Below are 11,915 nucleotides of genomic sequence, written 5' to 3' on the forward strand. Positions count from 1 at the left end.
GAGCCGCTCTTTCTATCGATTCCCCGCTTGGAATTGGGCGAAGACCACAAGAAACTTAACCTATCAGCGTTCTGAGTGTGACGATGCAAGTCGGGATAGACCCTCAACAACTCGGACTCCAACTGGGAAGCGGTGCCGTCATCGGCGGTATCATCGGGTTCGCCGCGAAGAAAATCGCGAAGCTCATCGCGGTCATCGTCGGCCTCGAACTCGCCCTGTTCAAGTTCCTCGAATCGCGCGGAATACTGTCGGTAGACTGGGAGAAACTCTCAGCCGGTATGCTGAAAACCGGTCAAGCGGCCGGAAACGGTACGCCGCCGTCGTGGATCACGACGCTCCTTTCGACGCTCTCGGTGAGCGCCGGATTCGTCGGCGGTTTCATGATCGGATTCCGAAAGGGATAGCTCACCACTCCTGACTGTCGCCCCGGCGGTAGCGCTCCCGGAGACGGTAGCCGGTTACGTCACCCGACTCGGAGAGCGAAATTTCGTACTGTCCGAGGATGTCCTGGGTGTCCGGAATCGCGCTCCGTTCTACCATTTCGACCACGACTTCCCAGCCGTCGCCGTCGTCCATTATTTCGATGATACCGTCGAGCGGATGCCCGACCAAATCGTCGGCGACGCTCTCGACGGTCTCACGGACGTCCATCACGTCGAATTCACCGTTCTCCGCGGGATTTTCTTCGTCGTCCTCTTGGTGTTCGGTTTCGTTTTCGCTCACGTTCTCCTCCTGACTACTCTCATCGTCGTTTTCCGAGTCGTTCCCGTCCTCGGGAGCATCGTCTATCGTCTCGTTATCCGGACCGTGCTGGTGGCAAAAACCGTCGTTCCGTGCCGGGCGGGAGCATCGCTCTCCGTCCTCCGTGAGCGCCCGGCACTGTTCTGCTTCGGACATGCTTTCTCAGTCGGTGCTTATGACGTACTGGCCTCGGGCGACGCGACTTCGACCTGCTCGAAGTCGACCTCGTCGTCCGAGGAGGCTCGTTCTAACTTCGCCATCTCCTTTGCGTAGTGGAGGAACGTGTCGACCGACGCGACTACGACGCGCGCCTCGACGGTCAGCACTTCGATACCCACGACGGAGATACGCGCCCATACGTCGATGACCACGCCTTTGTCGAGGATGCGGTCGAGTACGTCCGCGAGACTGGATGAGTTTGGGTCTGCTTGTACCATGGTTGTTCACGGGAACCGAATCCCTAGGATGGAAAGTGCAGGTGGACGATATTTCACGCTTAGGGCCGACACTGCAAGTTACTTTTAACCGGCAACGAATCGGCTAGCGGTTTTCGCCGGGAACGGCACCGAACCGGAAGCCGGGTTTGCAGGCACACGTATTATGGCACTCGGTCCCGATTCGCTTTCGGGGGAACGATGACCGAACAAACGAGCGGTTCCGAAACGGGCGAGTTAGACGACGTACTCGGTCGCCTATCTGCGGCGGTAGAAGGGCAGGAGGAGGACGGCTCGAGGGACGACGAAGGGTCGGAGGAATCGGTCGACGTAGATGAGATCACCGATTCGGAGGGCGAGATCGACCTCTACGATGCGAGGGACGTCGGACGAGCCGTCGCCGGGGACCTCATCGGGTCCCCGCTCGACAACGTCGTCGAAGTCGAGGAACAGGACGAAGACGGGTGGCGGGTCGTCGCCGAAGTCGTCGAGCGAAACTCGATTCCGGACACCCAGGACATCCTCGGACGGTACGTCATCAGCCTCGGACCGGATGGCTCCGTCCGAGGCTACGGCCGCGCCGGTCGATACCGACGCGGCCGCGTCGAAACGCAGAACGAGATCTTCGACGTCGAAGAGCGGTAACTGGGGGACGATATGACCGAAGAAGAATCAGGAACGGTACGAAAGCTGGTGGAACAGAACGTGGGCGAAGAACTGACAGCCGAGCAGTTGGTGGACGAACTCACCGAGATGAAAACGGAGAACGGGGAAACCGTCGGTCGGGACCTCGGTCGTCTCGTCGGCTGCGGGCTCGGAATGCTCGTCGGTCGGAAGGTCGGCGAGTCGCTCGGGAACCGTCTCGAAGCCCGATTGGAGGCCGAGCGAGAGGTCGAGGAAGGCGAGGAAACGGGCGACGAAGAGGGGGAGAAAACCCGCGAACAACTCGTCCGCGAACGGGTCCAAGACGCCTTCGAAGTGAGCAAGGAGGAGGCAAAGGAGATGATCGCCACTGCGAGCAGCATCGGTGGAGGCGAACACGAAGACGAGGATGAAGCGGAACAGTCCGCTGACGGCGGTGAAGACGAAAACGAGCAGTCGTCCGAAGACGAAGAATCCGAAAGCGAACAGTCGGAAAGCGAAACCGAAGACGAGTCGGAAGAGTCGGAAAGCGAGGCCGAAGACGAGGGGGAGACGGACTCCGAAATCGATCTCGACCAACTCTCGAACGAGGACCTCGAAGCGTTGGCGAACGACCTGATGGACGAACTGGACCAACGAAAAGCCGCACAGTGACGAAACTCCGACGTCTCTCGTGGAGTCGCCGGGGGGACGAGAAGAGTCGGAAACGACCACCGATACGCCGCTTTCGCGGCGTTTGCTTGCACTCTCCGCCACACGACTTATTAACGCACGTCACGTCGATTTCCAGTCGTAGGAGCACCGTCTCCATGAAACGATGAGTTCGAATCGATACGTCTACGGGGTCGTCGAAAAGAACGATTTCGAGTTCGACACGGACACCGTTGGTGACGCGGACGAGGTGTACACGGTAACGTACCGGTCGCTCTCCGCCGTCGTCTCGGATATCGACACGACGGACCCCGAACGAACCGACGAGGATAGCAAGACGCACGACGAGGTACTTCGGGAGGTCCTCGAACGCGACGACGTCGACGCCGTGGTTCCGATGCAGTTCGGCATGGCGTTCAAGGACAACAGAACCCTGAAGACCGTCCTCAGGAGCGCCCGCCGCGCGTTCACGAAGGCGCTCAACGAAGTGGAGGGCCACGTCGAACTCGGCGTCAAGATAGTGGCCGGTGAGGACGACGAACTGCCGCGCGAGGAGATTCGGGAGGACGTCGGCGAGCGACTGGCGGCCGTCGCCGAGAGCGAGACGGACGACGACCTGTTCAGCGACAGACTCGTCCTCAACCGGTCGTATCTCGTGGCGACCGAGGATCGCGAGACGTTCGCGGACGTGGTGGGGGAGATACGCGACGAGTACGACGAGGTGACCGTCCAGTTTACGGGACCGTGGGCACCGTACAACTTCGTGGACATCCACATCGGGGCCCAGCGATGATCATCGTCGACGACCTGCTGTTCAAACCGCTGGTGTCGATGGTGGACGTGCTTCACTCGCTGGCGGTGGAGGAGATGTACGACATCGCGGGCATACAGGACGAACTCAAGGAGACGCACATGCTGTACGAACTCGGAGAGTTGTCGGACGAGGAGTACGAGGAGCGAAAGACGACCCTCGAAACACGGCTCGACGTCGCGGAGACGGCCCACGAACGGCTGCGAAGCGGGAAAGTCGAGGTGAAACGATAATGGGACTCATCGAACGATTGGTCAGACTGGCGAACGAACTCTCGGACGACGACGCGAAGCGAACGTACGCCGGCGACCACGAGACGCCACGAAGCAGAATCAACTACGGGGTTTCCGTCGGCCCCATCGACTCGGGTCGACCGAAAGAACAACGGAGTCAATCGCGTCAACGTCGGCAGGAATACCTGACGAACACCCGGACGGAGGAGGATGAACTAGTCGTCACGGTCGACCTCCTCGGCGTTTCGAAGGAGGACATCGGGGTCACGTTCGACGCAGAAACGGGGACGGTCGAGATCCGGGACGGAGAGCGGCCGATAAAACGACTCGGACTCGAATGGGAGGATGCGACCGTCACGAACGCATCGTACAACAACCATGTGCTCGAACTACGCATCGAACGGGAGTTGCCGGATGAATAGTGACCGAGTCAAATCGTTCACGGAGGAGGTGCAATCGGGACTCGACGGACTCACGGAAGCGCTCGAATCGGCCGAGTCGTTCGATGACGTCTCGGGGGAAGCCGAGAAGCTCTGGAACGTGCTGGACGAGGGCGAGGACGTGCTCGACGAACTCGACCTCGCCGACGTTCCCAAGGTCGTCGACCTCTCCGAACTCCCCGACATCATCGAGTTGGAGGACACCCCCGATGCGGTGGACGAAGGCGACCCCGGCGAACTCATCGACGTTCGAAGCCTGATACGCGCCATCGAGTTCCGCGAACTGTGGTCGTCCACGGACGTCCGAAGCCTGTGGAACGAGAGCGACGAGTTCACCGACGCCCTCGAAGAAACCAGTATGGTCGCTTCGGACGAGGACGGGGACGACGGGGACGGCGACGGCGTGATGCGGAGCGACCTCAAAAACGAGGTGCAGTCCGAACTGTACGAGTCGAAGCTACAAGCTCAGCTACAGGAGAGCGTCGACGAGTTCCGCGATTCGCTCATGGACACCAGAAACGACCTGAAGGAGGTCAAGGAGGAAAACGAGTCGATGGGCGGTGCGGGACAACCGTCGTCCGACAACCCGTCGGCGTACTCCACGGCGGCGGGGTCGCGGTCGGACATGGGAGGTGTCGGCCGACACTCGACGATTCCGAAGAGCGGGTGGCACTCGTCGGGTGGCGGTTCCAAACGAATCTACGGCGACCGATTCGAGGAGGAAGAGGATGGGTGAAACCGGCCCCACCCGAAGTCAGTCCGACCTCGCCGAGATGTTGGAACTCCTCCTCGACAAGGGCGTCGTCATCAACGCCGACATCGTGGTGACGGTCGGCGAGACGGAACTCCTCGGCGTGAAACTCCGGGCCGCCCTCGCGTCGTTCGAGACGGCCGCACAGTACGGCTTGGAGTTCCCGGAGGGGACCGACATGAAGCGCGTCCAAGAGGCGGCCGGCGTCGAGGAACTCCCGGAGTCGGAAACCGTGGCCGTCGGCGTCGAAGCCGAAGAAGGGAACGAGGAAGAAGAATCCGAAGCGGAATCGGCCGACGACGAAGCGGCCGAGTCGGAGGCCGAGGAGGACGCCCAGACGGCGGAGGCCGAGGAGGACGCCCAGACGGCGGAGGCCGAACATGACGGCGATTGAAGTCGACGGCGACGACGCCGGAAAGGGACTCGTCGCCCTCGTCATCACGGTGGTCGAACTGCTCGTCGAGGCCATGGAGCGCGAGGCGATTCGACGGATGGAAAGCGGTAACCTGTCCCCCGACGAAATCGAGCGACTCGGGGCGCAATTGGCGGCCATCGAGGACGAGTTGGAGCGCCTGAAGGAGTCCGAGGGAATAGAGGAGGGCGTCGAAAACCTTCGCGGCGATTTGGACGACCTGATATCGGACGCGTTGGTCGATATGTCCGACCGCGAACCCGGCGTGGAGGGCTTCGATGGGTGACCCGACCTTCGAGGAGGGACGGTACCTCTACTGCGTCGTGGAAAACGAAGACGACGCGGAGCTAGCGGAGAACGGCATCGACGGTGAACCGATTTCCGTCCTCGTACGGAACGGCCTCGGTGCGGTCGTCCAACCCTGCGATTCGCCCTACGATTCCGACGACCTCGAAACGGTTCGCGAGTGGTTGGTGACCCATCAGTCGGTCATCGACGCCGCGGGGGAAGCGTTCGGGACCCCGCTTCCGTTCCGCTTCGATACGATTCTGAAGGGGGACGACGACGCGGTTCGCGAGTGGCTCGCGGACCAGTCGGAGATGCTCGACTCCCATTTGGACCAGTTGGCGGGCCACTGGGAGTACCGCGTCGGCGTGACGTGGGACGAAGAACGCGTTCGGGACGAACTGCGGGCCGAAGACGAGGAGTTGGCCGACCTCCGCGAACGGATCGACGACGCGAGCGAAGGAACCGCCTTCCTGCTGGAGAAACAGTACGACAATCGACTCCGCGACCTCAGGAAAGCGCGGAAGGACGAATTGACGACGCGCCTTCGGAACGAACTGGACCCGCTCGTTGCCGAATTCGACGTGGTCGATTCGAAGGGAGGCGTCCTCGAATCGAACGAAACCGAGGAGGTCGTACAGGTGTCGTTTCTCGCACACGAGGACCGCGAGGAGGAAATCGGGCGCGTATTGGACGACGTGGCGGCGGAACCGGGTATCGAAATCAGGTTTACGGGGCCGTGGCCGCCCTACTCGTTCGCACCGGAGTTGGACGCATGAAACCGACGAAGGACGACCACGCCGTCGTGGACCTGCTCGACGTGATTCTCAGGGACGGCGTCATCCTACAGGCGGACGTCATAATCACCATCGCGGACGTCCCGCTCGTCGGACTGAGCCTCAGGGCCGCCCTCGCAGGTATGTCCACGATGACCGACTACGGCTACTTCGAGGAGTGGGACGCCGCACAGCGGCAACTCGCTCGCGCGCCGGACGACCATCCGTTGCTTCCCAACGACGAGTAACCGATAAAGTCCCTGCATGGGCAACCACCGGCGGTACCCGTGGGACCGACGAGGTACGAACGCGATGGCAACAACACAGATCACGGAAGACGACGAGGGGAAGAAAGTCGTGGACGAATCGGGTGACGAGGTCGGTATCGTCTCGGACGTGGACCACGGCACCGCGCACATCGACCCGAACCCGGGCGTCACCGACAAGGTGAAATCGAAACTCGGGTGGGGAGACAGGGACGAGGACACCTACCCGCTCCAAGAGGAGATGGTTTCCTCCATCACCGACGACGAAATCCGACTGCAAGCGTAGTTCGCTTTCGACGAAGTCACTTTTCTTCCGGCGGATTCGACCCGATGGAGAGCGAGGAGGTCGGCGTGACGCGTTTTCCGTGCACCAAGTCGCCGAACACGATGCCGGCGAACTGCACGACGAGAACGAGGACCAACGGTCCGAGAAAGATGCCGTACCAGCCGAAGAGGACGCCGCCGAGGATGTAGGCGAACATCACCAACCCAGTGTGCGTCGTTCGGCCCGAAATGTAGGGCCTGATGACGGTCTGTGGCAGGAGATCCAACAACAGCAGCGAGACGACGAAGAAGGCCACCGGGAACCAGAGAAGCCGGGTTCGAACCTGGAGCGCCTGCCAGCCGAAGTATATCGTGAGCGGAACGTACACCAATTTTCCGACGACGAGGGGGACGAACGTCGCAAGCCCGGTCAACAGGGCGAAGACGGTGGGCAGTGGAAACGCCACTCCCGCGGGGGCGATTGCGGCGAACCCGTTGTACAGAATCGTCGCCGCCACGCCGACGAGCAGGATGGTGAGTACGTTTCCGAAGTACACGATTGAGAGGTCCTCGTCCACCGCCGAGAGGTAGGCCACGACGGCGCTCTCCTCGCCCATCTCGCCGCGGAACCACGACGCCAAGCGGTCCCCATCGCGGAGCGCAAAGAAAGCGAACGAAATGGAAAGGAACAGCGTGAGAAGGCTTCTGGAGAGGATTCCGAGCGATTTGAGCGCGGTCATGAACTCCCCCCACGCGGTTCCCAAGTCGGACCCGACGAGCCGTTGTGGATGCGAGAGCATCCCCGGAACGTCCGTCGAACCGGGAATCAACCGCGAGTAGTAGGCCTCGATGCCCGTTCCCGTGAACGCGCTGAGTTCCCGGACCCCGACGGCGACGGTGTAGCCGACGAGGAACAGCGCCGGAAGGGAGAGCAAAAACAGCGTGCCCGCCGCCGAGAGCGTCTTCGATTCGATCTGCCCGGCCACCCGCCGGTACACGGGGCGCGACCCGTAGTAGACGAACAACCCGAGGACGAGCGTGCCGACGAAGGCGTAGGCGACGAACGCGAGCGCCAACGCCAACGCGATTGCGAGTGCCCACCATCCCAGCCGTGACCGCCGTTCGGAACTCCCCATCGTCTTCGATACACGACCGGTCCCCAAAAGGATGTGTCCGTCGGACCGTCCGTACCTTCGAAAAAGCGACCGTAACGTTCGTTACCGCGTCTGAAGGTCGTCTTCGTCCTTGACGATACGGGTCTCCGCCTCGCCGCTCGTGTGCTCGTTCACGAGGTCGTAAAACTCGTTTTGCATCCCGGCGGGAAACGTCATGACGCCGACCCACGAGCCGTCGTTTTGCCACTCCTCGCGCTCCAAATCGCCGAACTGTCGAATCCGCGATTGTGCGCTTCCGGCGTAGTTCGCGGGCACCTGCACCGCGATCGTCACTTCCTCGAATCGAATCGGAATGACGGGGCGGAGGGCCTCGAGCGCGTCGTCCACCTGTTGGTCAACGGGTTCCATCGGGTCCACGGAAAAGCCCGCCTGTTCCAGCGCGTTTTCGATGCGCTCCGGCGGATGGGGCGCGTTGTCCATCTGCGGGTTGACCGCGTTGCGCGTGATGCGGTTGACCAACTGCTTGTGCTTTTGGTCCTGCATTTCCTTGCGCTGTTCGGCCGTTATCTGTATCTCCCCGCGCTCGATGACCTCGGGGATGATTTCGAGCGGGTCCGTCGTCTCGAAGACGTTCTCCAGATCTTCCTCGGCCGGTCTGTCCCCGCGGCTCGCGTTCTCGAACACGTCCTCGGCGGCGATGACGTCCTCGATGTCGCCGTCGAAGTCGCCGCGTTTCATGGCAAGCGCCGCGTCCGGGTCCACGAGTACCTCGAATCGAGCACCGTGCGATTCGAGACGCGCCGTCACCGCCTCGTCCAGTGATATCATACCCGATGGTAAACGCGCCCACCTAAAAGATGTTTCCCGAGAAAGGCGTCGAGATTACTCTTCCGGCTCTTCGTCGTCCTCGGATTCGAGGAGGTCGAGTTCGTCGAGGTATCCCTCCACCTCGTCGTCGTCGAGCATACGGAACTGTTCGGTTTCGACGTCGACGGTGGCGAGACCGACGCCGCCCGCCGAAAGCTGGTCGTCGTTGACCGTGCCGAGCGCGCTCAGGGCGAGGTCGATGCCGCCGTCCAAGTCCATCTCCTCGCTGTAGTTCGATTCGAGGTAATCCTGAATCTCGCCGCGGTCAGCACCGACCGCGAGCGCCTTCCACTCGTACGGCGTCCCGGACGGGTCCGTCTCGTAGAGGCGCGGTTCGCCCTTCTCGATGCCGCCGATGATGAGCGCGACGCCGAAGGGTCGTGCGCCGCCGACCTGCGTGTACTGTTGGATGTGGTCGGTGACTTCCTTCGTCAGCGTCTCGACGCCGATGGGTTCGCCGTAGCGCAATCGGTTGATCTGGGACTGGCGGCGCGCGAAGTCGATGAGTTGGCGGGCGTCGGCGACATGGCCCGCACTGGCGATACCGATGTGGTCGTCCGTCTTGTGGAGCTTTTCGACGCTGGTCTGCTCCATGAGCGGCGACCGCGTGTGTTTGTCCACCGCGAGGACGACGCCGCCTTCGGTTCGGACACCGATGCTGGCGCTACCTCGTTTGACGGCCTCTCGTGCGTATTCGACTTGATAGAGACGGCCGTCCGGGGAGAAGATGGTAATCCCGCGGTCGTACGCCTGCTGTTGGGCTTGTCCCTGCATAGTATCACTCGAAATCGAGTTCCGTCGCGCCTACGAACGAGTCATCGACCTGAATGTCGAATACGCCGTCACGGATGACGGCGGGACGATTTTCGTCCGCGAACACGACGCTTCTCTCGCCCAAAACTTCCCTTTGGCGACCTAAATACTTTTCTTCACAACCTCGCACCGTCCCGCTTACACCGCGGACGAACACGCCGACGGAATCGCCATCCACGTCGTCGATGCAGGCCAGCACCGCTCGGGCCTCGTCGGTGTGTCCCCGACGAACCCGAACCAGCGCCTCACCTGTCCCCTCCTCGAACTCGAAGGAAAACACCGTCAGGTCCGCGTCCGCGCTTCCGGCGTCCCCGAGGAAGTTCTGTGCCGCGAACCAGATACTTCGTTGGAACGACCGACGGTCGATGTCCGCGTCGGGCCACGTCTCGAGTCCGACCGCGAGATACCGCCAGTGGGGCCTGATGTGCTTCGGGAGGTGCTTCATTCGGAGCTCTGGTGTCGATTGGGTGGCGATGGGTTTGAATGGCTTGCTCTCGCGTCGGGAGGACGGGAAGCGGTTTGGCCGCTATTCGACGGACGAGCGCGTTCTTCTCGGATTTCGAAACACACCGAACCAATAGAATTAACTCCTCGCAATATGATATGTCGGACGAAGCAACAGGGCTTTCGCCGAAAGGCAGGTGTCAAAGCACCTACCCTGCTTGCTTCGAGGCTATCGAAGCATGTCCGACAACGAACCTTCTCAAGAAAAGAGTATCGCCATCAAACAGGTCGGCCTCCGCTTCCGCGGCATCGACGCAGACGACGTGGACAAGGAACTTCTCGGCGCGATTCACGCCGTGCTGGACGAGCAGGAGTTGCCCGTCAGCAGCATCCCCGTCGAACCGCGCAAGCCGTACGTTCCCCAGCAGTCGGGTCCGCATCGACCCTGAGCGGAACACGAACCGCTCGGGGATGACCGTTATTTTCGTGTCGTTCGCGGCTCGGAGCGGACACGATTGCGACGTGACGAGCGGACGGTATCGAAACTGCGGAACTTCGTCGGTATCGGCTGGATTCAGCTATTTCGACGGAGTTCGGCGATATCGGTCAGCCGAAACCGTCGACGTACTCACGCCCGTTCCGCGACCAGCACGCCGACTTGGTCGTGAACCCGCTCCACGGCGGTCAACGAGAACCCGTTGTCGGTCAGCACGTCGGCCAGATGTCCAACTGTGGACGGGTCGTCCACTTCCGGGCTGTAGAACGGTTCGTCGGGGTCGGGCAGGTCGAAGAACATCACGTCGCCGAGGACGAATTTCCGCGGGCCGAGTTCCGCAATGGCCTCGATTGCTTCGCGCTTTTCGTCATCGGAGAGGTGGTGCATGGCGAAGTTCGAGACGACGATGTCGATCTCCTCGTCCACGTTCGGGTCCCGGAACTTCCCTTCGCCGAACACGACGTTCTCGATGCCGTTCGCCTCTGCCTTCGTTCGCGCTTCGTCCATCATCCCCTCGCTGATGTCGCGACCGATGACGCGCTTCGCATGAGGGGCGAGCGCGAGGGCGATCGCGCCCGTTCCGGTCCCCAAATCGAGGACGGTATCGTCATCGTCCGGGTCAGCGTGGTCCACGACGAGCGAGACGCAGGCGCGGTACTCCTCGCTGTCCTGTGAATCGTCGTAGTCGCCCGCGATGTCGGAAAAGCGGTCGGCGTGTTCCTCAATCGTCTTCTTCATACCGCCCACGTTTCACGCCGGGGGCTATGAAATCGTCGGAGCGAATCGTTCGATTTCGCTCGGCGAGACGACCCCATTCCCGGAGTCCGTCCTCGATTTGCTCGGGGGAAAAGCCGATGACCTCGCCCACTGCTTTCAGTTCGCGCGGGCCTCGCAGGTGGAGGTGAGAGGAGGGGTCGCCGCTGACGACGAACGGCGCGTCGTACTGGACCACCAGTTCGCGGAGTTTACGGAGATCCTGTATCGCCTGCACCCGCGGGCCGCCGTCGGCGCGAAGGATACGCGACAGGTTGAACTCGACCCGGACGCCGTGTTCGGCGGCGGCCTTCGCCAGCACGTGATTGAAATCGCCGCGGCCGCGCATCGGGTGGGCCAACACGTCGATTCGTTCCTCCTCGACGGCGAAGCGATTGAGTTTGACCGTTCCCCCGTGAAACAGGAGTATCGTCGTCTTCGGGCGGAAGTTTCCGACGTGACCGCTCGCCTGCGAGGGGTTGTCCGCGCGGATTTCGAGGCCATCCACCACGTCCAGTCCGTAGGCGTCGCTGATTCGCTCCGCGTCGAAGTCGGCGCGGGAGTCGCCGTGGTTACGGACGACGATGCCGTCGTATCCGTAGTCGGCGGCGGTGGCGGCGAACCGTGCGACGGTGCCCTCCCCATCGGGAACGGCGTGAACGCCCTCGTACATTGCTCGTTTTCGGGTGTGCGGCCGCGAGACTTGGCGCTTGCGACTCGC

At 61.9% G+C, this 11,915-nt stretch carries 21 protein-coding genes; 13 read left to right on the forward strand and 8 right to left on the reverse strand.

Annotated features, from left to right (window positions below):
- The first annotated feature begins 83 nt into the window (after positions 1 to 83).
- Entirely contained in the window at positions 84 to 404 is a 321-nt protein-coding gene (locus LJF34_RS02980) for an FUN14 domain-containing protein (protein WP_231183141.1), read from the forward strand.
- A 1-nt stretch (position 405) separates the two neighbouring features.
- On the opposite strand, the gene gvpO (LJF34_RS29160) is transcribed toward LJF34_RS02980, so the two are convergent.
- Both gvpO (LJF34_RS29160) and gvpA read right to left on the reverse strand, forming a co-directional pair.
- Positions 406 to 897, reverse strand: coding sequence for a gas vesicle protein GvpO, halophile-type (gvpO, locus tag LJF34_RS29160; protein WP_303646667.1), 492 nt, complete (start codon positions 895 to 897; stop codon positions 406 to 408).
- A 17-nt stretch (positions 898 to 914) separates the two neighbouring features.
- The gene (gene gvpA / locus LJF34_RS02990) at positions 915 to 1,178 is read right to left on the reverse strand and encodes a gas vesicle structural protein GvpA (protein ID WP_231183142.1); all 264 of its coding nucleotides are present in this window, start codon (positions 1,176 to 1,178) and stop codon (positions 915 to 917) included.
- Positions 1,179 to 1,376: 198 nt separating this feature from the next.
- On the opposite strand from gvpA, the gene gvpO (LJF34_RS02995) reads away from it, so the two are divergent.
- The 11 genes from gvpO (LJF34_RS02995) to LJF34_RS03045 all read left to right on the forward strand — a co-directional run bounded on the left by gvpO (LJF34_RS02995) (position 1,377) and on the right by LJF34_RS03045 (position 6,728).
- Positions 1,377 to 1,820, forward strand: a complete 444-nt coding sequence (gene gvpO, locus LJF34_RS02995) for a gas vesicle protein GvpO (protein WP_231183143.1) — start codon at positions 1,377 to 1,379, stop codon at positions 1,818 to 1,820.
- Between the two features lie 12 nt (positions 1,821 to 1,832).
- On the forward strand, positions 1,833 to 2,471 hold the full coding sequence (locus LJF34_RS03000; protein WP_231183144.1) for a hypothetical protein: 639 nt from the start codon (positions 1,833 to 1,835) through the stop codon (positions 2,469 to 2,471).
- A 163-nt stretch (positions 2,472 to 2,634) separates the two neighbouring features.
- Positions 2,635 to 3,261, forward strand: coding sequence for a GvpL/GvpF family gas vesicle protein (locus tag LJF34_RS03005; protein ID WP_231183145.1), 627 nt, complete (start codon positions 2,635 to 2,637; stop codon positions 3,259 to 3,261).
- The gene (gvpG, locus tag LJF34_RS03010; protein ID WP_231183146.1) at positions 3,258 to 3,512 is read left to right on the forward strand and encodes a gas vesicle protein GvpG; all 255 of its coding nucleotides are present in this window, start codon (positions 3,258 to 3,260) and stop codon (positions 3,510 to 3,512) included. Before LJF34_RS03005 ends, gvpG begins: the two co-directional genes overlap by 4 nt.
- Positions 3,512 to 3,934 carry a gas vesicle protein GvpH gene (gene gvpH / locus LJF34_RS03015; RefSeq protein ID WP_231183147.1) on the forward strand — a complete coding sequence of 141 codons (423 nt, stop codon included), beginning with the start codon at positions 3,512 to 3,514 and terminating at the stop codon, positions 3,932 to 3,934. The genes gvpG and gvpH overlap by 1 nt, the downstream gene beginning before the upstream one ends.
- Positions 3,927 to 4,688 (forward strand): hypothetical protein, encoded by a 762-nt coding sequence (locus LJF34_RS03020; protein WP_231183148.1) that lies wholly within the window; start codon positions 3,927 to 3,929, stop codon positions 4,686 to 4,688. The genes gvpH and LJF34_RS03020 overlap by 8 nt, the downstream gene beginning before the upstream one ends.
- Positions 4,681 to 5,097 carry a gas vesicle protein gene (locus tag LJF34_RS03025; RefSeq protein WP_231183149.1) on the forward strand — a complete coding sequence of 139 codons (417 nt, stop codon included), beginning with the start codon at positions 4,681 to 4,683 and terminating at the stop codon, positions 5,095 to 5,097. The genes LJF34_RS03020 and LJF34_RS03025 overlap by 8 nt, the downstream gene beginning before the upstream one ends.
- Entirely contained in the window at positions 5,084 to 5,401 is a 318-nt protein-coding gene (locus LJF34_RS03030; protein ID WP_231183150.1) for a gas vesicle protein K, read from the forward strand. Before LJF34_RS03025 ends, LJF34_RS03030 begins: the two co-directional genes overlap by 14 nt.
- Positions 5,394 to 6,179 (forward strand): gas vesicle protein GvpL, encoded by a 786-nt coding sequence (gvpL, locus tag LJF34_RS03035; RefSeq protein ID WP_231183151.1) that lies wholly within the window; start codon positions 5,394 to 5,396, stop codon positions 6,177 to 6,179. The genes LJF34_RS03030 and gvpL overlap by 8 nt, the downstream gene beginning before the upstream one ends.
- Positions 6,176 to 6,424, forward strand: coding sequence for a gas vesicle protein (locus LJF34_RS03040; RefSeq protein WP_231183152.1), 249 nt, complete (start codon positions 6,176 to 6,178; stop codon positions 6,422 to 6,424). The genes gvpL and LJF34_RS03040 overlap by 4 nt, the downstream gene beginning before the upstream one ends.
- Before the next feature lie 64 nt (positions 6,425 to 6,488).
- Positions 6,489 to 6,728, forward strand: a complete 240-nt coding sequence (locus LJF34_RS03045) for a PRC-barrel domain containing protein (RefSeq protein WP_231183153.1) — start codon at positions 6,489 to 6,491, stop codon at positions 6,726 to 6,728.
- A 16-nt stretch (positions 6,729 to 6,744) separates the two neighbouring features.
- Here the strand turns inward: LJF34_RS03045 and LJF34_RS03050 are convergent, their stop codons facing one another.
- From LJF34_RS03050 to LJF34_RS03065, 4 genes are all read right to left on the reverse strand, one after another.
- Positions 6,745 to 7,842, reverse strand: a complete 1,098-nt coding sequence (locus LJF34_RS03050; RefSeq protein ID WP_231183154.1) for an AI-2E family transporter — start codon at positions 7,840 to 7,842, stop codon at positions 6,745 to 6,747.
- An 81-nt stretch (positions 7,843 to 7,923) separates the two neighbouring features.
- Positions 7,924 to 8,649: a ribosome assembly factor SBDS gene (locus tag LJF34_RS03055; protein ID WP_231183155.1), complete on the reverse strand. Its 726-nt coding sequence runs from the start codon at positions 8,647 to 8,649 to the stop codon at positions 7,924 to 7,926.
- 54 nt (positions 8,650 to 8,703) lie between these two features.
- Positions 8,704 to 9,462, reverse strand: a complete 759-nt coding sequence (gene psmA, locus LJF34_RS03060) for an archaeal proteasome endopeptidase complex subunit alpha (protein ID WP_231183156.1) — start codon at positions 9,460 to 9,462, stop codon at positions 8,704 to 8,706.
- 4 nt (positions 9,463 to 9,466) lie between these two features.
- The gene (locus LJF34_RS03065; RefSeq protein ID WP_231183157.1) at positions 9,467 to 9,946 is read right to left on the reverse strand and encodes an Rpp14/Pop5 family protein; all 480 of its coding nucleotides are present in this window, start codon (positions 9,944 to 9,946) and stop codon (positions 9,467 to 9,469) included.
- Between the two features lie 238 nt (positions 9,947 to 10,184).
- On the opposite strand from LJF34_RS03065, the gene LJF34_RS03070 reads away from it, so the two are divergent.
- Entirely contained in the window at positions 10,185 to 10,394 is a 210-nt protein-coding gene (locus LJF34_RS03070; protein ID WP_231183158.1) for a hypothetical protein, read from the forward strand.
- A 179-nt stretch (positions 10,395 to 10,573) separates the two neighbouring features.
- Here LJF34_RS03070 and LJF34_RS03075 read toward each other — a convergent pair whose 3' ends face one another.
- Positions 10,574 to 11,179 carry a class I SAM-dependent methyltransferase gene (locus LJF34_RS03075; RefSeq protein ID WP_231183159.1) on the reverse strand — a complete coding sequence of 202 codons (606 nt, stop codon included), beginning with the start codon at positions 11,177 to 11,179 and terminating at the stop codon, positions 10,574 to 10,576.
- A complete protein-coding gene (locus LJF34_RS03080; protein ID WP_231183160.1) occupies positions 11,163 to 11,867 on the reverse strand; it encodes an RNase P subunit p30 family protein in 705 nt (234 codons plus the stop codon). The genes LJF34_RS03075 and LJF34_RS03080 overlap by 17 nt, the downstream gene beginning before the upstream one ends.
- Between the last annotated feature and the right edge of the window lie 48 nt (positions 11,868 to 11,915).

It is taken from the genome of Haladaptatus sp. DYF46, from assembly GCF_021083305.1.
Classification (GTDB): domain Archaea; phylum Halobacteriota; class Halobacteria; order Halobacteriales; family Haladaptataceae; genus Haladaptatus.